Raw genomic sequence first — 17,812 nt, forward strand, 5'->3', positions numbered from 1 at the left:
GCGTTACGCGGTGAGGGCCGCTTTCATTTGTTCAAGACGGGCCTTGACCGAAGTGTCCAGCACCTCGTCACCCACCACTACGCGAATGCCACCGATCAGGGACGGGTCCAGCTGAACGGTGAGGTTGAGCTTGCGGCCGAAGCGCTTGTCGAGCGCCGAGCCGACCTCAGCCAGCGCTGCGGCGTCCATCGGGAAGGCGCTGTGCACCACGGCATCCGAAGAGCCGCTGCGGCGATTCACGAGGGCACGGAATTGCACGGCGACTTCCGGCAGCGCGTTCAGGCGCCCGTTGTCGATGACCGTGCGCAGGAAGTTCTTGGCCGTATCGGACAGCGCCGAACGCGCAACACCCGTGACGACGGCAAACACCTGGTCTGCCGTCACCTTGGGGCTGTCTGCCAGCTGACGCAACTGGGGGTTGGCGGCAATGGCCGCCAGTTCATCGACCCAGTCAGCGGTGCTGGCCAGGTCCATGCCCGCACCCGCAGTAGCGGCCTTGAACAGGGCTTCGGCGTAAGGGCGGGCAATGGTGGCGAGTTCAGCCATGTGTGTCCCCTTACAGCTCGGTCTTCAGGCGGTTGAGCAGGTCGGCGTGAACGCCGGCATTGACTTCCTTGCGGAGAATCTGCTCAGCACCCTTGACGGCCAGCGCGGCGACCTGCTCACGCAGGGCCTCGCGGGCTTGCACCGTTTGCTGCTCGGCTTCGGCACGGGCGGAGGCAACGATCTTGTTGCCTTCTTCCGTGGCGCGTGCCTTGGCTTCTTCGATGATGGCCTGGGCACGTCGGTCGGCGTCCGCAAGACGCGAAGCCGTTTCGTTGCGTGCCTGTGACAGTTCCTTCTCGACGCGCTGGTTGGCAGCGGTCAGCTCGGACTTGGCACGGTCGGCAGCAGCGAGGCCTTCGGCGATTTTCTGGGCTCGTTCATCCAACGCCTTCGCGATCGGGGGCCACACGAATTTCATCGTGAACCACACCAGGATCAGGAAGACGATGGCCTGAATGAACAGGGTCGCGTTGATACTCACGGCAACACCTTTCTAGAGTGGCGTTGAGTGGGAATTACTTGGGCAGGTTGGCCAAGAACGTGGAAGCGAAGGGGTTGGCGAAAGCGAACAGCAGGGCGATGGCCACACCGATCAGGAAAGCAGCGTCGATCAGACCGGCCAAGATGAACATCTTGGTTTGCAGTTCGTTGATCAGCTCAGGCTGACGTGCCGACGATTCGAGGAACTTGCCACCCATCAGTGCGATACCGATGGAAGCGCCGATAGCGCCGAGGCCAACGATCAGACCACAAGCCAGAGCGACGAGACCGAGAATGTTTTCCATGATGACTCCTGAGTTAAAAAAAGAAAGGTTGAAAAGGAAAGAGAAACGAAAGGGAACCGTTAGTGCGCGTTGTGCGCCTGACCGAGGTAGATCAGCGCAAGCATCATGAAAATGAAGGCCTGCAGCGAGATCACCAGAATGTGGAACAGCGTCCAGATGGTGCCAGCGATGACGTGGCCCACAGGCAGCAGCACACCCGACAGCGACAGTGCAGCCGCACCACCCATCAGGGCGATCAGCATGAACACCAGTTCGCCGGCGTACATGTTGCCGAACAACCGCATGCCATGCGAGACGGTGTTGGCGACATATTCAATGACCTGCATCAGCAGGTTCACCACGCCCAGGATCAGGGCGAAGATGGGATTCTTGCTGGTGCCGAACGGGGCCGACACGAGTTCATGGCCCCAGCCGCCGACGCCCTTGATCTTCACGCTGTACCAGAAGCGCAGGATCAGGATGGCGAATGCCAGGCCCAGGGTGGTGGAGAGGTCGGCCGTGGGCACGACGCGCAGGTAGGCGTGGTGCGGGTCATGGCCGGCAGCGCCGTAGATCTGGGCCCAGATGGCGGGCAGCAGGTCCACGGGCAGCATGTCCATGAAATTCATCAGGAAGATCCAGACGAACACCGTCAGGCCCAGGGGAGCGATGAACTTGCGGCTCTCGGCGTTGTGGATGTTGGCCTTGGCCTGGTTGTCCACCATCTCGACCAGCATTTCCACCGCAGCCTGGAAGCGGCCGGGCACGCCGGAAGTCGCCTTGCGCGCAGCGGACCACAGAATCAAAAGGGTCAGGGCGCCCAGAACCAAACCCACGATGATCGAGTCATAGTTGATGACAGTGAAGTCAACAATCTTGGTCTGGTTGACGTTTTGAAGATGCTGCAGGTGGTGAACGATGTATTCACTTGCAGTCGGAGCGTGCGCTTCTGCGGCCATCGGACAACTCTTCTCTATATCAATCGGTTTTTCGGACACCAGGCCGCACCATGAGCGCGACCCAATACGTTTTCATCGTGACCACCATGCCCGCCAACAAGGCCAGCCATACCAGCCCCGGCACAACCCAGGGGGCTGCCGCCAGCAGTGCGATGGTGAACACGATCTTGGCCATCTCCCAACCAAAGAACCCCGCCATGGAAGCGCCGGCCTTCCCGGACGCCATCTGGCGCGACATACCGCGGGCAAACAATGCGGCCGGAGCCACCACTGCAAGCGCGCCGTAGGCGGCAGACCAGCCCACCTCGGTCCTGCCCGTCAGCCCCCAGGCCACCAGGGCCACGAGCACGCCGACGAGCGCCTGACCTGCCACCACCTTCCACATCGAGACGGGAGGGTTGCGGCTGCGCCACTGGTCCGCTTCCTGCGCGGACAGGGGCTTGAAGTCAGAATCTTCAGCCTCAGTTTCAGTCTCAGGGGCGATTGTTTTCATTGTTGGTAACGCCCATGTTACAGACTGCGAATTTCACAAAGCCTCTAATTATAAGTAAAAACCCGTGGCGAACGACAAAGACCTGCAATCAAGGTCTGAATGCCGCCTGCGCGCCAGCACCTTTGTGGTGACCCGCCAACGCCTTCCATAGCGCCACGCCCCCGGTTATGCACCGAAAAGGCGCACATCCGTGTGACAGATCCACGACAGTGCGAAGGGCTTGTCGCACAATGGCCCCGCTGGCACCGCCACCAAAAACCGAAGCACCTGCACATGACGTCTTCTCCTTTGCCGCCCAACCTCACCATCCTCGACTCGAGCGCTGCGGACACCCGCAAGGACTCGCTGATCGAGTACCCCTCGAAGTTCCCGATCAAGGTCATGGGCGCGAAGGTGGACGGCTTCGTCCATGCGGTCACCGAGCTGGCCCGCCAGTACGACCCTGCCTTCGACCCCGCCACCATTGAACTGCGCGACAGCAGCAAGGGCAATTACCTCGGAGTTACCGTCACCGTCACGGCCACCAGCCGCGAGCAGCTCGACGACCTGTACCGCGCGCTCTCCTCGCACCCCCTGGTCAAGGTCGTGCTGTAAGGCCGTGGCCATCGATCTGCGCACGCTCGGTCGGGTGGACTATGCCGCCACGGTGCAGGCCATGCAGGAGTACACGGCCACGCGCACGGCAGACACGCCCGATGCCCTGTGGCTGTGCGAGCACGACGCGCTCTACACGCAGGGCCTGGCCGGCAAGAGCGATCACCTGCTCAATCCCGGCGCGATTCCGGTGGTGCCCACCAACCGGGGCGGCCAGGTCACCTTCCACGGGCCGGGCCAGGTGGTGGCCTACCCACTCATCGACCTGCAGCGCGCTGGCTACTACGTCAAGGAATATGTTTACCGGGTGGAAGAAGCGCTGATCCGCACGCTCGCGCACTTCGGCGTCACGGGCCACCGCGTGGCCGGCGCGCCCGGCATCTATGTGCGCCTGGATGACCCGCACAGCCACGCCCTGCTGCCCCAGCGCCCGCAAAAGCGGGACGGCACAGGGTCGGTCGAGCCCGATTTCACAGGCCTGGGAAAAATCGCCGCACTGGGCATCAAGGTCAGCCGCCACAGCACTTACCACGGCGCTGCGCTGAACGTGGCGATGGACCTGGAACCCTTCGGCCGTATCAACCCTTGCGGCTACGCGGGACTGCAAACCGTGGACCTTTCTACAATCGGGGTCCAAACCACCTGGGACGATGCCGCCAAGGTGCTGGGCCAGCAGCTCGGCATCCGCCTGTCTCCCTGAACCGCTACCAAGCCATGAGCACCACCGACGTCGTCCGCGAAGCGCAGTCCACCGAAGCCTACAACCCGCTGGCCAAGCAGAAGGCTGCGGCCAAGCTGTCGCGCATTCCGATCAAGGTCGAACAGGGTGAGGTGCTCAAGAAGCCCGAGTGGATCCGCGTCAAGGCTGGCTCGCCCACCACGCGCTTCTACGAGATCAAGGACATCCTGCGCCAGAACAATCTGCACACGGTGTGCGAGGAGGCCTCCTGCCCCAACATCGGCGAGTGCTTCGGCAAGGGCACGGCCACCTTCATGATCATGGGCGACAAGTGCACCCGCCGCTGCCCGTTCTGCGACGTGGGCCACGGCCGCCCCGACCCGCTGGACAAGGACGAGCCGCTGAACCTGGCCAAGACCATCGCCCAGTTGCGCCTGAAGTACGTGGTGATCACCAGCGTCGACCGCGACGACCTGCGCGATGGCGGCAGCGGCCACTTCGTGGAATGCATCCAGAACATCCGCGAGCTCTCGCCGCTCACGCAGATCGAGATCCTGGTGCCCGACTTCCGCGGCCGCGACGACCGCGCGCTCGAGATCCTGAAGGCCGCGCCGCCCGACGTGATGAACCACAACCTGGAAACCGCGCCGCGCTTGTACAAGGAAGCGCGCCCAGGCTCCGACTACCAGTTCAGCCTGAACCTGCTCAAGAAGTTCAAGGCCCTGCACCCCAAGGTGCCGACCAAGAGCGGCATCATGGTGGGCCTGGGTGAGACGGACGAAGAGATCCTGCAGGTGATGCGCGACATGCGCGCGCACGACATCGACATGCTGACCATCGGCCAGTACCTGTCGCCCAGCAACAGCCACCTGCCCGTGCGCCGCTACGTGCACCCCGACACCTTCAAGATGTTCGAGGAAGAGGCCTACAAGATGGGCTTCAGCCACGCCGCCGTGGGTGCCATGGTGCGCAGCAGTTACCACGCCGACCAGCAGGCGCACGCCGCCGGCGTGTAGGCCCCGCTGCGCCGCCAACGCGCCCCCGGCCCATGGACAGCGCCGGCTCGCTCTCGCTGCGCCAGTACGGCCCCTCCCCCGGCAGCCACAGCCACGAACATTTCCAGGTGCTGCTGGGCCTGGCCGGCGCGCTGGAGCTGGAGATCGACGGGCGCGGCATGCGCGTGGCCACCGGCAGCGGCTGCGTGATCGCACCCGGTGCGCGCCATGATTTCGAGGCCAGCGGCGGCAGCCTGTGCCTGGTGCTGGACAGCAGCGACATGGGCTGGACGCACTGCTCCGCCCCTGCACTGCAAAGCGCACCACCGCCCCCGGCGCTGACCCTGGCCCGCTATCTCGCCAGCGCCCTGCAGCAGGGCCACCCCCTGGCCCAGGCCCATGGGCCCGCGCTGCTGCTGGAGGCCTGGCAGCCCTCCTCCCCTTGGATACCCCAGCCGCCGGATGCCGGTGCGCGCCGCCGCGCCATCGACTGGCCGGCGCTGCGCGAATGGGCCGCACTGCATTGGCACCGCCCGCTGTCGGTGGCGGACATGGCGCAGAAGGTGCACCTGAGCCCCAGCCAGTTCGCTGCGCGCTGCCGCGAGGAGCAGGGCCAGGGCGCGATGGCCTGGCTGCGCAGCCAGCGGCTCGGGCATGCGCGATTGCTGCGCTCAGGCGGCATGGCCGTGGCCGAGGTGGCGCGGCGCACCGGCTACCGATCGCCATCGGCCCTGACGGCTGCGCTGCGCCGGGGCTGATGCCGGACCGCAGGGCTGCGACGATGCTCCGTCGTTGCGCGATACCCGGCGCGCTTACAGTGCCCGCATGCAAGCCAATCTCCATGCCCTGGGCGCCATCGCGCTGTGGGCCTCCCTCGCCTCGCTGGGTGTTTCGCTCGCCCACGTGCCCCCGTTCCTGCTGACGGGCATTGCCCTCATCATCGGCAGCATTCCCGCCTGGCCCTTCGTGCTGCGCGACCCGTCGCAGTGGCGCATTCCGCTGCGCACGCTGGCCCTGGGGGTGTACGGCTTGTTCGCCTACCACTTTCTGCTGTTCATCGCGTTGCGCCATGCGCCGCCGGTGGAGGCCAACCTGGTCAACTACCTGTGGCCGCTGTTCATCGTGGTGCTCACGCCCGTGGTGCTGCCCGGCGTATCGCTGCGCTGGCCGCATGTGCTCGCGGCATTGCTGGGCTTCGGCGGCGCGGCCATCGCCATCGTGGGTGGGCGCGAATTGAGTGGCACGCTGGCCTGGGGCTATGTGCCGGCTTTCGCGGCGGCGCTGATCTGGGCCACCTATTCGCTGATGACCAAGCGCGTCGCCGCGTTTCCGACCACGGCCATCGGCCTGTTCGGCCTGGTCTCGGGCGTGCTCTCGCTGCTGTGCCACGTGGCGCTGGAGCCTGCGGCAACCCTTGCCTCGCGCGACTGGCTGCTGCTGGCCGTGATGGGCCTGGGGCCGCTCGGTGCCTCGTTCTTCCTGTGGGACAAGGCGCTCAAGCTGGGCGATGCCCGGCACATCGGCATACTGAGCTACATCACGCCGCTGGCTTCGACCGCCCTGCTGATCGTGGTGAGCGGCCGCGCGTTCAGCGCCAGCATCGCCCTGGCCACGGTCCTGATCATCAGTGCGGCCATCTTGGGCATGCGCGTGAAGTAGGGTCCTAACGGCCCGCGTACGGCTCAGGCCGCCCCTGTGGGCACTCCAGTGTGCACGCGCACCCTGCGCAATCGCCAAAAGAGCCAGCCCGTGATGGACAGGTTCAGCAGGTTCCAGCCGATGCCGTTGAGGAAGGCGGCATGGTAGCTGCCGGTGATGTCGAAGATGAAGCCCGACAGCCAGCCGCCCAGGGCCATGCCGACGAGCGTGGCCATGATGACCGCCCCCACCCGCACGCTCGCCTGTGCCGGCGCGAAGTGCTCGCGCACGATGATGGCGTAGGTCGGCACGATGCCACCCTGGAACAGGCCGAACAGCGCCGAGATCACGTACAGCGGCACCAGGCCGTCATAGGGCAAGAAAAGCAGCAGCGCGATGCCCTGCAGCGCAGAGCCCAGCAGCAGGGTGCGGATGCCACCGATGCGGTCGCAGACCAGCCCGAAGACCAGTCGGCTCACGATGCCGCAGGCCAGCATGAGCGACAGCATCTGCGCACCCTGGGCGGCGCCGAAGCCCAGATCGGTGCAATAGGCCACGATGTGGACCTGTGGCATGGCCATGGCCACGCAGCACGCCACACCTGCCACGCACAGCAACGCCATCGCGGTGCCCGGCGCAAGGCCGAAGGGGCGTGCGCGGTCCACCGCGCCAGCCTGGCCGTCGGCCACGGCGGCCTGGATGGCGGGCGGGCGCTGGCGCATGCGCAGCGACAGCGCGAGCATGCCCAGGCCGCAGACGACGCCCAGCGCCATGTAGGTCGGCCGCCAGCCGATGGTGTCAATGCCGTACTGCACGATGGGCGGCCAGACCGCGCCCGCCACATAGTTGCCGCTGGCGCACACCGCCACCGCAATGCCGCGCCGCCGGTTCCACCACAGCGCCGTGTCGGCGAGCAAAGGGGCGAACGTGGCCGAACTGCCGATGAAACCCATCACCGCGTGCGCCAGGCCGAAGGCCCAGATGTTGTTGGAAAAGGCCGCGCCGACAAAGCCGCCCAGCACGGCCAGCGCGCCCAGCCAAAGCACGGGCGTGAGGCCATGGCGGTCCGCCAGGCGGCCCGTGAGCAAGCCGCCCAGGCCCAGGCAGACCATCATCAAGGTGTAGGGCAGCGACGCGCTGGCGCGACCGATGCCGAACTCGGTCTGCACGGCCGGGAGCACGACCGACACCACGTACATGCTGCTGTTGCCCAGCACCACCAGGCCCAGGGTGACCAACAGGCGCTGGAAGGCCTGCCGCGAGTCGATCAGGGACGCGTCTGCGGGAGCTACCGGGATAGGGGCCACATCGAACTCCAGCGCTGGTCCAGCAGGCGCTGGCGGGGATTGATCCGAAATTTGTCTACGATACAAGCAAGGCTGCGGGGTCTTCGCCGTCCAGCACCTGCTGCGCCCAGGGCACGAGCTTGCGCGTGTCGGCGCGCAGGACCTCCTGCTTGACGGCCAGGATCTGCGCCGGGTGCATGGAGAAGCTGCGCAGCCCCAGACCCAGCAGCAGGCGCGTCATGCCCACGTCGCCTGCGGTCTCGCCGCAGACGCAGACGCTCTTGCCCTGGCGCTCGCCTTCGGCGATCACGTCGGCCACCAGGCGCAGCACGGCCGGGTGCAGCGGGTCGTAGAGGTGGGCCACGGCTTCGTCGGCCCGGTCGATGGCCAGGGTGTACTGGATCAGGTCGTTGGTGCCGATGGACAGGAAGTCGAAATAGCGCAGAAAGGTGCGCACCATCAGCGCCGCGGCCGGCACCTCGATCATGGCGCCCAGCTGGATCGGGCCATAGGGTTCGCCCCGGGCATCGAGCTCGGCGCGCGCCAGGTCCACCTGGGCCAGGGTCTGGTGGATCTCGTTGGTGTGCGCCAGCATGGGGAACAGCAGGTTCACCTTGCCGTGCGCCGCAGCGCGCAGCACCGCGCGCAGTTGGGTGCGGAACATGGCCGGGTCGGCCAGGCTCCAGCGGATGGCGCGCAAGCCCAGCGCAGGGTTCAGGTGCGTGTCCTTGTGGACCTTGTTGTCCAGCGGCTTGTCGGCCCCCACGTCGATGGTGCGGATGGTGACCGGCAGGCCCTGCATGCCGTCCAGGGCCTCGCGGTAGGCGCGGTACTGCTCGTCCTCACCCGGCAGGTTGCCGGTGCGGCCCATGAACAAAAATTCGCTGCGGAACAGGCCCACGCCCACGGCACCGGCGCGCACGGCCCCCACGGCATCGCCGGGCTGTTCGATGTTGGCCAGCAACTCGATGCGGTGGCCGTCGATGGTGACGGCCGGCGTGTGCCGCAGGCGCGACAGGCGCTCGCGTTCGAGCTCGGTCTGGCGCTGGCGAAAGCCGTACTCGGCCAGGATGATGGGCGAGGGATCGACGATGATCACACCGGCATCGCCATCGATGATGACCCAGTCGTCCTGGCGCACCAGCTGGCTGGCCGCGCGCGCACCGACCACGGCCGGGATGTCCATGCTGCGCGCGACGATGGCGGTGTGCGAGGTCTTGCCCCCCACGTCGGTCACGAAGCCGGCGAACACGCTCTGCTTGAACTGCAGCATGTCGGCCGGCGACAGGTCATGCGCCACCAGCACCAGGGGCACGTCCACCGTGTCGTCGAGCAGCAGGTCCTGCTGGGTCTTGCGGCGCGGGCTGCTGGCCGGTGGCGCCACCGGGCTGGCCACGCCCTTCATGTAGCGCAGGATGCGCTCGACCACCTGCTCCAGGTCGGCCTTGCGTTCGCGCAGGTACTCGTCCTCCATCTCGTCGAACTGGCGCGCAATCACCTCGAACTGGGTGGTGAGCGCCCACTCTGCGTTGTACAGGCGCTCGGTGATCCAGTGCTTGACGCCGCCCGTGAGGGCCTCGTCCTGCAACAGCATCAGGTGCACGTCGAGCAGCGCGGTGAGCTCGTGCGGGGCGTCTGCCGGCATGTCGGTCTGCAGGCGCTGCAGTTCCTCCACCACCGCATTGCGGCCCTGGCGCACGCGCTCGATCTCGGCCGGTACCTGCTCGGGCTGGATGAAGTAGTGCGCGACGTCGACGCGGCTCGAAGCCACGAGCACGGCACGGCCGATGGCAATGCCACGCGCCACCGCCAGGCCGTGGACGGCGAAGGTCATCGGAAGCCCCTTTCTGCGGTCATGGCGTGCTTACTCGCCTTCGCCGAACTTGTCGGCGATCAGCGCCAGCAGGGCGTCCATGGCCTCCTGCTCGCGCTCGCCATTCGTCTCCACCTCGACCTCGCTGCCCAGGCCGGCGGCCAGCATCATCACGCCCATGATGCTCTTGGCATTGATGCGGCGGTCGCCGCGGCTCATGAACACGTCGCAGGGGAAGCTGCCGGCCAGCTTGGTGAGCTTGGCGGAGGCGCGGGCATGCAGGCCCAGTTTATTGCTGATGGTCGTACGAGTCTTGATCATGTCGGTTGCGTCGGGACTGGTTCTGCGGCGCGGCGATGGCCACCTGCATCACCCCTTGCGTGCCGCCCACCACCGCGCGGGTGACGACCGAATCGAGGGGTTCTGCCCGGTAGCTCACGGCACGCAGCAGCATCGGAAGATTGACCCCTGTCACCAAACGCGAGCGCACACCATCCACCAGGCGCTGCGCCACATTGCAGGGGGTGGCGCCGAACACGTCGGTCAGCACCAGGGTGGAGTCTGCGCCCAACTGCTCCAGCAGGATCTGCGCCTGGGCCAGGGTTTCTTCGGGCCGCTCATTGGGCTGCACATCGAGTGCGGCCACGCTGTCGCCACAGTCGGCAAACACGTGCAGCACGCATTCGCGCAGGGCATGGGCCAAAGGGGCGTGGGCGATGATCAGGATGCTGGTGCTCATGGGACAGAGGTTTGAAGCACATTATGGCGCTGGGTCCGCGCAAACCACAGGTAGGCCCCCGTGTTGCAGGCCAGGAAAACCCCCATGGCCGCCTGGAACGATGCGGTCGTCGACAGGCCTGCGGCCGCAAAGGCATCCACCGCCAGGCCGATGCCCCACTGCACCACGAACACCCCGGCAAAGATCACCAGGTTGAAGGCCGACAGCGCACGCCCCGCCAGGGCCTGCGGAAAGGCCATGCCCACCGCCGGCTGCGACAGCGAGACAAAGGTGCATGAGACACAGAACAGCGCCCAGGCAGCGCCCCCCGCCGCAGGCCCGGCGACGATGATGGCCAGCAGGATGAAAAGGGACAGCGGCAGGCCCGCGAGGATGAGCCGGTCGGCCCCGAAGCCCCGGCGCAGCAACCAGGGGTTGACCATGCCCCAGGCCCAGAACGTGCACAGCATGGACAGGTTGATCCAGAACAGGCCGGTGGCCGACTCGAGCGCGGTGTAGCCGGCCACCTGCTGCATCCAGGGGCCTGCCCACAGGGTCTGCATGGCCACCATGCCGCCATAGACGAAGAAACCCAGCGGGGCCATGCGCTGGAAATAGGGGTGGCGCCAGACCACGGCATAGCCGCCTGGAGCGGCCGGTGCGTCCGCCACCGGGGTCGGCGCAGCGGCGTGCCAGCGCGGCACCCAGAGCGCGATGCCCACCATGGCCACGCCGATCAGCACGGCCAGGCCCCAAAAGAGTGGGCGCCAACCCACCAGCGGCAGGGCCCACTGCACCGGCAGGGTGGAGGCCACCATGCCCAGCGACCCGGTCATCAGCATCCAGGAGTTGGCGCGCATCTGCGCCGTGGCATCGAACCAGCGGCGGTAGCCGGTGAGCGGCGCCATCAGGCAGGCGCTGACGCCCGCGCCGCACAGCACGCGCCCCGCGAGCAGGCCCGAAAAACCCGTGGCCATGGAGAACACCAGGCAGCCGGCGACGGCCACACCCAGAAAGCCGAGCAGCACCTTTTGCGGGCCATGCCGGTCCAGCCAGGTGCCGAGCGGCAACTGCGTGGCCGAGAAACCCAGGAAGTAGCCGCCCGCCAGCAGGCCCAGGTCGCTGGCGTGCAGAGTGAACTCCTGCGACAGCGTGGGTGCCAGCGTGGCCGTGACGGCGCGCAGCAGGGCCGACAGGAAGTAGGCGAATGCAAAGGCGAGGAAGACGATGACGGCCGCGCGCCGGGGCAGAACACCGGCGCTCATGGCAGCACCAGCCCGGTGAAGAAGGTATCGGCCACCTCGGGGCGGGGTTTGGGCGTGTAGACCACGGCATGGTACAGCCGCATCTGCGGCCCCACGGGCCGGGCAAACCAGACCGCCTGTGCGGTGACGGCCTGCCCATCGGGACCCCTCCCCTGCGCCACGGTCCGCACCGATTGGGGCAACGGCAAGGCGTTGCGGGGGCCAAATGGCGCATCGGTGGCCTGGGCCTGTGCGCCGCCCAGGCGCGCCAGCATGGCGGACCGCCAGTGCGTGAGTGCCACGCCCACCTGCGCCGGATCGGCCAGCGAGGCGTGGGACACGGCGAAGGTCGCGCCATCGGCCTCGCAGCCCACCATGGACAGGTCGACCGGTGTGCCCGCCAGTTCCACCTTGCGCGTGGCATGGTCGGGCTTGCAGGGCAGCGTGATGGTGAGGGCCGCCTCGGGCAGGGCCACGGTGCGCCAGTTGAGTGCCGGGCTGCATGCGGCCAGTCCCAGGAGGGCGCTGGCGGCGCCGGTCAGTGTCCAGTTCATGGGCCCATTATCGGCAGTGGCCGGATATTTCGTGCGCGGCACCCGGCACGGCGAACTTTTACCCCGCACCGCACTCCATCCAGGAGTGGACAGGGCCTGCCAGCAGGCGGGGGCCTTGTCCGGCACAATACCGTGCGGGTTGGAGCCCGCGCTTTCGGGATGGGATGACGCCATGGGTATCAAGCAGTGGGCAGCAGGTGCAGCGGTGGTGGCTTTTGCCGCCGTGGGGGCCTACGTGTACCTGGGCACGGGCCGCTCTGCGGCGCCCGAGTCCACCTTCGTGCTGCTCGACGGCTCGCGCCAGTCGACGGCCGACCTGCGCGGCAAGGTGACGCTGGTGAACTTCTGGGCCACGAGCTGCACCACCTGCGTGGCCGAGATGCCCGAAATCATTGCCACCTACCGCAAGTACCAGCCCAAGGGCTTCGACACCCTGGCCGTGGCCATGAGCTACGACCCACCGAGCTACGTGGTGAACTTCGCCGAAACGCGCAAGCTGCCCTTCAAGGTGGCCATCGACAACACCGGCGCCGTGGCCCAGGCCTGGGGCGACGTGCGGCTCACGCCCTCGACCTTCATCGTCAACAAGCGCGGCGAGATCGTGAAGACCTATGTGGGTGCACCCAACTTCCCGGAACTGCACCAGTTGATCGAGAAGCTGCTGGCTGAGACCTGAACCGCTCTCCCGCGACGCAAAAAAAGCCTCTTTCCGTACGGAAGAGGCTTTTTGCGTTTGGGGGCCGCCGCAGCGGCCGGCTTCACTTGGCGCGATAGTTGTCGTGGCAGGCCTTGCAGGTGTTGGCAGCCGAGCCGAAGGCCGTCTTCAGGTTGTCCAGGTTGCCGGTCTTGGCGGCTGCGGCGAGTTTGACGGTCTCGGCTTCGAGCTTGTCGGAGTGCTCCTTGAACTTGGCCTGCTGGGTCCAGATCTCGGGTAATGCCTTGGTCGGTGCTCCCTTGTCGGTGCCAGCGCCAAAGCCGGCCCAGGGCAGCTTGGCCATCTCGGCGACGACGTCCGCATTTTCCTGCGCCGCCTTGGCATCGAAGGGAATGCGGCCATTGGCCATGGCCCCGAGGCGGCCGAAGTGCTGGCCCATCACGAACAGCGCACTCTGGCGGTACTTGATGGCGTCTTCGGGTTTGGCGAACTGGGCAGATGCGGGCGCCGACAGGGTGACGACGGCCGCGGCAAAGGCGACTACAGCGAGGGTTTTCATCGGATTTTCCTTTGATCGTGGGGAGCAAATACCAACCAGCCGCCGCCAGTATGCCGCTTTGCGGCGGCTTTGGCATGCCTGTCGGTGCGCGTTGGCGGCGCCGGCCATCTCGCGCACAATGCGGCCAACGACACCCCACGGCACGGCAAGCGCCGGAGCAAGACCATGACACACACTGTCCGCATCTGGGATCTGCCCACCCGCCTCTTCCACTGGGCCCTGGCCGCCAGCGTGATCGCCCTGGTGGTCACGGCCAAGGTGGGTGGCAACGCCATGGTCTGGCACCAGCGCCTGGGCTATGTGGTGCTGGCGCTGCTGGTCTTTCGCCTGGTGTGGGGCCTGGTGGGCGGGCGCTGGTCGCGCTTTGCGGCCTTCCTGTACTCGCCTGCCCGCCTGGTGCGCTACCTGCGCGGCGCCGGCCACCCCGAGGACGCGGTGGGCCACAGTCCGCTGGGCGCACTCTCGGTCTTCGCCCTGCTGGCCGTGCTCGCCGCCCAGGTGGGGACCGGTTTGCTCAGCGACGACGAAATCGCCTTTTCGGGACCGCTGACCCGCTTCGTCTCCAACGCGGTGGTGGGCCAGGCCACGGGCTACCACAAGGAGATCGGCCAGTACCTGGTGCTGGGCCTGGTCGCGCTGCACCTGCTGGCCATCGTCTTCTACGTGGTGGTGCGCAAGCACCGGCTGGTGCGGCCCATGCTGCATGGCGACAAGGAACTGCCCCAACCCGTGGCACCTTCGCGCGACGACCTGGCCAGCCGCATCGCAGCGGTGGTGGCCCTGGCCCTGGGCGCGGGCCTGGCCTGGTGGGTGTCGACCCTCGGGGCAGTGGCGTTCTAAGCGCCTGTTCCAGGATCGCCCGGGTCGAGCCGCTACACTGCCCCTTCCCCAGCCCCCTGAGTTCCCGCCTTGGACAAGCCCGTCGTCACCCTCCTCAATCCGTCGTCCGCCGCCGAGATGGAGGCGGTGCGCGACATCTTCCGGGAATACGCCGGCACCCTGGATGTGGACCTGGCATTCCAGGATTTCGAGAACGAACTGGCCCAGTTGCCCGGCGACTATGCCGCACCGCGCGGCCACCTGTTGCTGGCCGTGGTGGAGGGGGCCATTGCGGGCTGCTGCGCCCTGCGGCCGCTGGATGCCGCCGACTACCCCAATGCCAGCGAGATGAAGCGCCTGTACGTGCGCAAGGCCTTCCGGGGGTTTGGCCTGGGCCGCGAACTGGCCGAGGCCATGCTGGACCAGGCGCGCCGTGCCGGCTACGCCTGCGTGCTGCTCGATACGCTCGATGGCATGGAGTCGGCGCGCGCGCTCTACACCGACCTGGGCTTCGAGGAGATCCCGCCGTACTACCACAACCCCATTGCGGGCTCGCATTACCTCAAGGCGGACATCTCGTAAGCCGGGTGTCTTAGGCAGCGGCCTGGCCATGAAAAAGCGGCCCGCCGCGTGTTGCGCAGGGGCCGCCAGGGGGACGCCACTGCTTGCGCAGCGGCATCCTGGGTCTTTCCAGACCTGGCCGTTCAGGACGCCTTGGCCTGGGCCAGCAGCGTGGCCGCGTCGCTGACTTCGAACTTGCCCGGTGCTTCGATGTTGAGGGTGACGACCTTGCCGTCGCGCACCAGCATCGAGTAGCGGTTGCTGCGCAGGCCCAGGCCCTTGCCGTTGAGGTCCAGCGTCAGGCCGGTGGCCTTGGCGAAGGTGGCGTCGCCGTCACCGAGCATGCGCACCTTGCCGTCGGTCTTCTGGTCGCGCGCCCAGGCGCCCATCACGAAGGCGTCGTTCACGCTCACGCACCAGATTTCGTCCACACCGGCGGCCTTGAACTCCTCCACCTTTTCCACATAGCCGGGCACGTGCTTGGCCGAGCAGGTGGGCGTGAAGGCGCCGGGCAGCGCGAACAGCGCAATGGTCTTGCCTGCCGTGGCCTTGTCCACCGGCACGGGGTTCGGGCCAATGGAGCAGCCTTCGCCCTCGACTTCCGAGTATTCCATCAGGGTGCTGGCTGGCAGGGTGTCACCGACTTTGATCATTGATCTCTCCTAGGGTTGTTGGTTGGTATCCGCATGCCCGGGGCGGCGTGCACAAAAAGCAGGCCCCCAAAGCAAAACGACCCACATTGTGGGTCGTTTTGGAGGGCAGTGCTGCCAACAAGCCGGGAGGGCTTAGAGCAGGCCGGCCTTTTGCACCAAGCGGGTGGCAACCCAGTTCTTGGTCTTGGAGAGCGGACGGCTCTCGGTGATTTCGATCACGTCGCCCAGCTTGTACTCGCCATTTTCATCATGGGCGTGGTACTTGCTCGACTTGCCCACGATCTTGCCGTAGAGCTCGTGCTTCACACGGCGCTCGATCAGCACGGTCACGGTCTTTTGGCGCTTGTCGCTGACCACCTTGCCAATCAAGGTGCGCTTGAGGGATTTTTTAGCTTCCGTCATGTCGGCTCCTTACTTGGCGGCTTGCTTTTCAGCAAGGATGGTTTTTGCACGGGCGATGTCGCGGCGGGTGGTACGCAGCGTGTTGGTGTTGGCCAACTGCTGGGTAGCCTTCTGCATGCGCAGGCCGAAGTGGGCCTTCTGCAGCGCCTTGATTTCGGTTTCGATGCCGGCAACGTCTTTTTGGCGCAGTTCAGTAGTCTTCATTGCTTGTTCTCCTGAATCACGAGCCAATGTGGCGGCTGACGAACGTGGTGCGCAGCGGCAGCTTGGCGGCAGCCAGGCGGAACGCTTCACGGGCCAGTTCTTCGGGCACGCCGACGATCTCGAACACGATCTTGCCGGGCTGGATTTCGGCCACGTAGTACTCGGGGTTGCCCTTACCGTTACCCATACGCACTTCTGCGGGCTTGGTAGAGATCGGCTTGTCCGGGAACACGCGGATCCAGATGCGGCCGCCACGCTTGACGTGACGGGAGATTGCACGGCGTGCAGCCTCGATCTGGCGGGCCGTCAGACGGCCACGGTCGGTGCACTTCAGACCGAAATCACCGAAAGCAACGGAGGCACCCCGCGTTGCAACACCAGTGTTACGGCCCTTTTGCTCCTTGCGGTATTTGCGGCGAGCAGGTTGCAGCATACTTATTCTCCTTTTCCGTCCGCTGCTGTAGCGGGCGCGGCGACTTTGCGTACGCGCTTAACGGCGGTGTTATCAGCGCCACCAGCTTCCGCTGGCTTGTCGCTGCCGTCGGCCGGGCCGGTGTTCACACCGGCTGGACGACGTGGGCCTCCACGGCCAGCGCCTGGACGGTCGCCACCTGGGCGGCCATCACGGCGTGGACCGCGTGGGCGGCGTTCTTCGTCTGGACGTGGGGTTTCCACGGCAGGCAGGTCGTTGCGACCCAGCGTGTCGCCCTTGTAGACCCAGACCTTGACGCCGATCACACCGTAGGTGGTCTTGGCTTCGGAGGTACCGTAGTCGATGTCGGCGCGCAGCGTGTGAAGCGGCACGCGGCCTTCACGGTACCACTCGCAGCGAGCGATTTCGATACCGTTCAGACGGCCAGACGACATGATCTTGATGCCCTGGGCACCCAGACGCATGGCGTTCTGCATGGCGCGCTTCATGGCGCGGCGGAACATGATGCGCTTTTCGAGCTGCTGCGTGATGCTGTCGGCGATCAGCTTGGCATCGATTTCGGGCTTGCGCACTTCTTCGATGTTCACTGCGACGGGCACGCCCAGACGAAGAGCGAGTTCCTTCTTGAGGTTCTCGATGTCTTCACCCTTCTTGCCGATCACCACACCAGGACGGGCCGAGTAAATGGTGATACGGGCGTTCTTGGCGGGGCGCTCGATCAGGATGCGCGACACGGCGGCGTTCTTGAGCTTGGCCTTCAGGTACTCGCGCACCTTGATGTCTTCGGCCAGCATGCCCGCGAAGTCGCGGTTGCTGGCGTACCAACGGCTGGACCAGTTGCGGCTGACCGCAAGGCGGAAGCCGGTAGGATGGATTTTTTGTCCCATAGTCTTCCGAGCCTTTAGTTGCCAACCGTCACGTACACATGGCACGTGGGCTTGCTGATGCGATTGCCGCGGCCTTTGGCGCGCGCGGTGAAGCGCTTGAGCGTGGTGCCTTGCTCGACGTAGATGGTCTTGACCTTCAGTTCGTCGATGTCGGCGCCGTCGTTGTGCTCAGCGTTGGCGATGGCGGACTCCAGAACCTTCTTGACGATTCCCGCAGCTTTTTTCTGCGTGAAGTTCAGGATGTTCAGAGCCTGGTCCACCTTCTTGCCGCGGATCAAGTCAGCGACCAGACGGCCCTTGTCGACCGACAGACGGACGCCCCGGAGGACTGCACGTGTTTCAGACATGGTCGTTCC

Annotated in this window: 26 protein-coding genes; 8 read left to right on the forward strand and 18 right to left on the reverse strand. The window is 66.1% G+C overall.

Going from position 1 to position 17,812, the window contains the following annotated elements; all coding sequences use genetic code 11:
• Positions 1–3 precede the first annotated feature (3 nt).
• The 5 genes from U5N23_RS18135 to U5N23_RS18155 are packed head-to-tail and all read right to left on the reverse strand — an operon-like array spanning position 4 to position 2,762.
• The gene (locus U5N23_RS18135) at positions 4–546 is read right to left on the reverse strand and encodes a F0F1 ATP synthase subunit delta (RefSeq protein WP_322594148.1); all 543 of its coding nucleotides are present in this window, start codon (positions 544–546) and stop codon (positions 4–6) included.
• 10 nt (positions 547–556) lie between these two features.
• Complete coding sequence (locus U5N23_RS18140) at positions 557–1,027, reverse strand: F0F1 ATP synthase subunit B (protein WP_007847746.1); 471 nt, start codon at positions 1,025–1,027, stop codon at positions 557–559.
• Between the two features lie 34 nt (positions 1,028–1,061).
• Complete coding sequence (gene atpE / locus U5N23_RS18145; RefSeq protein ID WP_007847749.1) at positions 1,062–1,331, reverse strand: F0F1 ATP synthase subunit C; 270 nt, start codon at positions 1,329–1,331, stop codon at positions 1,062–1,064.
• Between the two features lie 59 nt (positions 1,332–1,390).
• A complete protein-coding gene (atpB, locus tag U5N23_RS18150; protein WP_322594149.1) occupies positions 1,391–2,269 on the reverse strand; it encodes a F0F1 ATP synthase subunit A in 879 nt (292 codons plus the stop codon).
• A 19-nt stretch (positions 2,270–2,288) separates the two neighbouring features.
• Positions 2,289–2,762, reverse strand: a complete 474-nt coding sequence (locus U5N23_RS18155; protein WP_322594150.1) for an ATP synthase subunit I — start codon at positions 2,760–2,762, stop codon at positions 2,289–2,291.
• Between the two features lie 273 nt (positions 2,763–3,035).
• On the opposite strand from U5N23_RS18155, the gene U5N23_RS18160 reads away from it, so the two are divergent.
• The 5 genes from U5N23_RS18160 to U5N23_RS18180 all read left to right on the forward strand — a co-directional run bounded on the left by U5N23_RS18160 (position 3,036) and on the right by U5N23_RS18180 (position 6,689).
• Positions 3,036–3,356 (forward strand): YbeD family protein, encoded by a 321-nt coding sequence (locus tag U5N23_RS18160; protein ID WP_322594151.1) that lies wholly within the window; start codon positions 3,036–3,038, stop codon positions 3,354–3,356.
• 61 nt (positions 3,357–3,417) lie between these two features.
• The gene (gene lipB / locus U5N23_RS18165; protein WP_322594519.1) at positions 3,418–4,056 is read left to right on the forward strand and encodes a lipoyl(octanoyl) transferase LipB; all 639 of its coding nucleotides are present in this window, start codon (positions 3,418–3,420) and stop codon (positions 4,054–4,056) included.
• Positions 4,057–4,070: 14 nt separating this feature from the next.
• Complete coding sequence (lipA, locus tag U5N23_RS18170) at positions 4,071–5,051, forward strand: lipoyl synthase (protein WP_322594152.1); 981 nt, start codon at positions 4,071–4,073, stop codon at positions 5,049–5,051.
• Positions 5,052–5,083: 32 nt separating this feature from the next.
• The gene (locus U5N23_RS18175) at positions 5,084–5,788 is read left to right on the forward strand and encodes an AraC family transcriptional regulator (protein WP_322594153.1); all 705 of its coding nucleotides are present in this window, start codon (positions 5,084–5,086) and stop codon (positions 5,786–5,788) included.
• A 67-nt stretch (positions 5,789–5,855) separates the two neighbouring features.
• Positions 5,856–6,689 carry a DMT family transporter gene (locus U5N23_RS18180; protein WP_322594154.1) on the forward strand — a complete coding sequence of 278 codons (834 nt, stop codon included), beginning with the start codon at positions 5,856–5,858 and terminating at the stop codon, positions 6,687–6,689.
• Between the two features lie 23 nt (positions 6,690–6,712).
• Here the strand turns inward: U5N23_RS18180 and U5N23_RS18185 are convergent, their stop codons facing one another.
• The 6 genes from U5N23_RS18185 to U5N23_RS18210 are packed head-to-tail and all read right to left on the reverse strand — an operon-like array spanning position 6,713 to position 12,283.
• The gene (locus tag U5N23_RS18185) at positions 6,713–7,975 is read right to left on the reverse strand and encodes an MFS transporter (RefSeq protein ID WP_322594155.1); all 1,263 of its coding nucleotides are present in this window, start codon (positions 7,973–7,975) and stop codon (positions 6,713–6,715) included.
• Between the two features lie 55 nt (positions 7,976–8,030).
• On the reverse strand, positions 8,031–9,788 hold the full coding sequence (ptsP, locus tag U5N23_RS18190; RefSeq protein ID WP_322594156.1) for a phosphoenolpyruvate--protein phosphotransferase: 1,758 nt from the start codon (positions 9,786–9,788) through the stop codon (positions 8,031–8,033).
• 30 nt (positions 9,789–9,818) lie between these two features.
• Entirely contained in the window at positions 9,819–10,088 is a 270-nt protein-coding gene (locus U5N23_RS18195; RefSeq protein WP_057203523.1) for an HPr family phosphocarrier protein, read from the reverse strand.
• Positions 10,057–10,506: a PTS fructose transporter subunit IIA gene (locus U5N23_RS18200; protein WP_322594157.1), complete on the reverse strand. Its 450-nt coding sequence runs from the start codon at positions 10,504–10,506 to the stop codon at positions 10,057–10,059. Before U5N23_RS18200 ends, U5N23_RS18195 begins: the two co-directional genes overlap by 32 nt.
• A complete protein-coding gene (locus tag U5N23_RS18205; protein ID WP_322594158.1) occupies positions 10,503–11,750 on the reverse strand; it encodes an MFS transporter in 1,248 nt (415 codons plus the stop codon). The genes U5N23_RS18200 and U5N23_RS18205 overlap by 4 nt, the downstream gene beginning before the upstream one ends.
• Complete coding sequence (locus U5N23_RS18210) at positions 11,747–12,283, reverse strand: hypothetical protein (protein WP_322594159.1); 537 nt, start codon at positions 12,281–12,283, stop codon at positions 11,747–11,749. The genes U5N23_RS18205 and U5N23_RS18210 overlap by 4 nt, the downstream gene beginning before the upstream one ends.
• A gap of 172 nt (positions 12,284–12,455) precedes the next feature.
• Between U5N23_RS18210 and U5N23_RS18215 the strand changes: the two genes are divergently transcribed.
• Positions 12,456–12,959, forward strand: a complete 504-nt coding sequence (locus tag U5N23_RS18215) for a TlpA disulfide reductase family protein (RefSeq protein ID WP_322594160.1) — start codon at positions 12,456–12,458, stop codon at positions 12,957–12,959.
• Between the two features lie 82 nt (positions 12,960–13,041).
• Here U5N23_RS18215 and U5N23_RS18220 read toward each other — a convergent pair whose 3' ends face one another.
• Complete coding sequence (locus tag U5N23_RS18220; protein WP_322594161.1) at positions 13,042–13,497, reverse strand: cytochrome c; 456 nt, start codon at positions 13,495–13,497, stop codon at positions 13,042–13,044.
• 165 nt (positions 13,498–13,662) lie between these two features.
• On the opposite strand from U5N23_RS18220, the gene U5N23_RS18225 reads away from it, so the two are divergent.
• The gene (locus U5N23_RS18225; protein ID WP_322594162.1) at positions 13,663–14,337 is read left to right on the forward strand and encodes a cytochrome b/b6 domain-containing protein; all 675 of its coding nucleotides are present in this window, start codon (positions 13,663–13,665) and stop codon (positions 14,335–14,337) included.
• A 69-nt stretch (positions 14,338–14,406) separates the two neighbouring features.
• Positions 14,407–14,898 carry a GNAT family N-acetyltransferase gene (locus U5N23_RS18230; RefSeq protein ID WP_322594163.1) on the forward strand — a complete coding sequence of 164 codons (492 nt, stop codon included), beginning with the start codon at positions 14,407–14,409 and terminating at the stop codon, positions 14,896–14,898.
• Positions 14,899–15,020: 122 nt separating this feature from the next.
• Here the strand turns inward: U5N23_RS18230 and U5N23_RS18235 are convergent, their stop codons facing one another.
• From U5N23_RS18235 to rplV, 6 genes are all read right to left on the reverse strand, one after another.
• Complete coding sequence (locus U5N23_RS18235) at positions 15,021–15,530, reverse strand: peroxiredoxin (RefSeq protein ID WP_322594164.1); 510 nt, start codon at positions 15,528–15,530, stop codon at positions 15,021–15,023.
• Positions 15,531–15,662: 132 nt separating this feature from the next.
• A complete protein-coding gene (rpsQ, locus tag U5N23_RS18240) occupies positions 15,663–15,932 on the reverse strand; it encodes a 30S ribosomal protein S17 (protein ID WP_007847796.1) in 270 nt (89 codons plus the stop codon).
• Positions 15,933–15,941: 9 nt separating this feature from the next.
• Entirely contained in the window at positions 15,942–16,136 is a 195-nt protein-coding gene (gene rpmC, locus U5N23_RS18245; protein ID WP_226446519.1) for a 50S ribosomal protein L29, read from the reverse strand.
• A 16-nt stretch (positions 16,137–16,152) separates the two neighbouring features.
• On the reverse strand, positions 16,153–16,569 hold the full coding sequence (rplP, locus tag U5N23_RS18250) for a 50S ribosomal protein L16 (protein ID WP_007847799.1): 417 nt from the start codon (positions 16,567–16,569) through the stop codon (positions 16,153–16,155).
• A gap of 2 nt (positions 16,570–16,571) precedes the next feature.
• On the reverse strand, positions 16,572–17,456 hold the full coding sequence (rpsC, locus tag U5N23_RS18255; protein WP_305743748.1) for a 30S ribosomal protein S3: 885 nt from the start codon (positions 17,454–17,456) through the stop codon (positions 16,572–16,574).
• A gap of 14 nt (positions 17,457–17,470) precedes the next feature.
• Complete coding sequence (gene rplV, locus U5N23_RS18260; RefSeq protein ID WP_007847806.1) at positions 17,471–17,803, reverse strand: 50S ribosomal protein L22; 333 nt, start codon at positions 17,801–17,803, stop codon at positions 17,471–17,473.
• Between the last annotated feature and the right edge of the window lie 9 nt (positions 17,804–17,812).

This window comes from Acidovorax sp., assembly GCF_034519795.1.
Classification (GTDB): domain Bacteria; phylum Pseudomonadota; class Gammaproteobacteria; order Burkholderiales; family Burkholderiaceae_C; genus Acidovorax.

What these genes read in the sequence shown, in the direction of transcription:
- U5N23_RS18220 (WP_322594161.1), bottom strand. Translation starts at nt 13,497, where the DNA reads ATGAAAACCCTCGCTGTAGTCGCCTTTGCCGCGGCCGTCGTCACCCTG.
- rpmC (WP_226446519.1), bottom strand. Translation starts at nt 16,136, where the DNA reads ATGAAGACTACTGAACTGCGCCAAAAAGACGTTGCCGGCATCGAAACC.
- rpsQ (WP_007847796.1), bottom strand. Translation starts at nt 15,932, where the DNA reads ATGACGGAAGCTAAAAAATCCCTCAAGCGCACCTTGATTGGCAAGGTG.
- U5N23_RS18225 (WP_322594162.1), top strand. Translation starts at nt 13,663, where the DNA reads ATGACACACACTGTCCGCATCTGGGATCTGCCCACCCGCCTCTTCCAC.
- U5N23_RS18175 (WP_322594153.1), top strand. Translation starts at nt 5,084, where the DNA reads ATGGACAGCGCCGGCTCGCTCTCGCTGCGCCAGTACGGCCCCTCCCCC.
- rplV (WP_007847806.1), bottom strand. Translation starts at nt 17,803, where the DNA reads ATGTCTGAAACACGTGCAGTCCTCCGGGGCGTCCGTCTGTCGGTCGAC.
- ptsP (WP_322594156.1), bottom strand. Translation starts at nt 9,788, where the DNA reads ATGACCTTCGCCGTCCACGGCCTGGCGGTGGCGCGTGGCATTGCCATC.
- lipB (WP_322594519.1), top strand. Translation starts at nt 3,418, where the DNA reads ATGCAGGAGTACACGGCCACGCGCACGGCAGACACGCCCGATGCCCTG.
- U5N23_RS18160 (WP_322594151.1), top strand. Translation starts at nt 3,036, where the DNA reads ATGACGTCTTCTCCTTTGCCGCCCAACCTCACCATCCTCGACTCGAGC.
- rpsC (WP_305743748.1), bottom strand. Translation starts at nt 17,456, where the DNA reads ATGGGACAAAAAATCCATCCTACCGGCTTCCGCCTTGCGGTCAGCCGC.
- U5N23_RS18155 (WP_322594150.1), bottom strand. Translation starts at nt 2,762, where the DNA reads ATGAAAACAATCGCCCCTGAGACTGAAACTGAGGCTGAAGATTCTGAC.
- U5N23_RS18200 (WP_322594157.1), bottom strand. Translation starts at nt 10,506, where the DNA reads ATGAGCACCAGCATCCTGATCATCGCCCACGCCCCTTTGGCCCATGCC.
- lipA (WP_322594152.1), top strand. Translation starts at nt 4,071, where the DNA reads ATGAGCACCACCGACGTCGTCCGCGAAGCGCAGTCCACCGAAGCCTAC.
- U5N23_RS18195 (WP_057203523.1), bottom strand. Translation starts at nt 10,088, where the DNA reads ATGATCAAGACTCGTACGACCATCAGCAATAAACTGGGCCTGCATGCC.
- U5N23_RS18205 (WP_322594158.1), bottom strand. Translation starts at nt 11,750, where the DNA reads ATGAGCGCCGGTGTTCTGCCCCGGCGCGCGGCCGTCATCGTCTTCCTC.
- U5N23_RS18215 (WP_322594160.1), top strand. Translation starts at nt 12,456, where the DNA reads ATGGGTATCAAGCAGTGGGCAGCAGGTGCAGCGGTGGTGGCTTTTGCC.
- U5N23_RS18210 (WP_322594159.1), bottom strand. Translation starts at nt 12,283, where the DNA reads ATGAACTGGACACTGACCGGCGCCGCCAGCGCCCTCCTGGGACTGGCC.
- atpE (WP_007847749.1), bottom strand. Translation starts at nt 1,331, where the DNA reads ATGGAAAACATTCTCGGTCTCGTCGCTCTGGCTTGTGGTCTGATCGTT.
- U5N23_RS18235 (WP_322594164.1), bottom strand. Translation starts at nt 15,530, where the DNA reads ATGATCAAAGTCGGTGACACCCTGCCAGCCAGCACCCTGATGGAATAC.
- U5N23_RS18135 (WP_322594148.1), bottom strand. Translation starts at nt 546, where the DNA reads ATGGCTGAACTCGCCACCATTGCCCGCCCTTACGCCGAAGCCCTGTTC.
- atpB (WP_322594149.1), bottom strand. Translation starts at nt 2,269, where the DNA reads ATGGCCGCAGAAGCGCACGCTCCGACTGCAAGTGAATACATCGTTCAC.
- U5N23_RS18180 (WP_322594154.1), top strand. Translation starts at nt 5,856, where the DNA reads ATGCAAGCCAATCTCCATGCCCTGGGCGCCATCGCGCTGTGGGCCTCC.
- rplP (WP_007847799.1), bottom strand. Translation starts at nt 16,569, where the DNA reads ATGCTGCAACCTGCTCGCCGCAAATACCGCAAGGAGCAAAAGGGCCGT.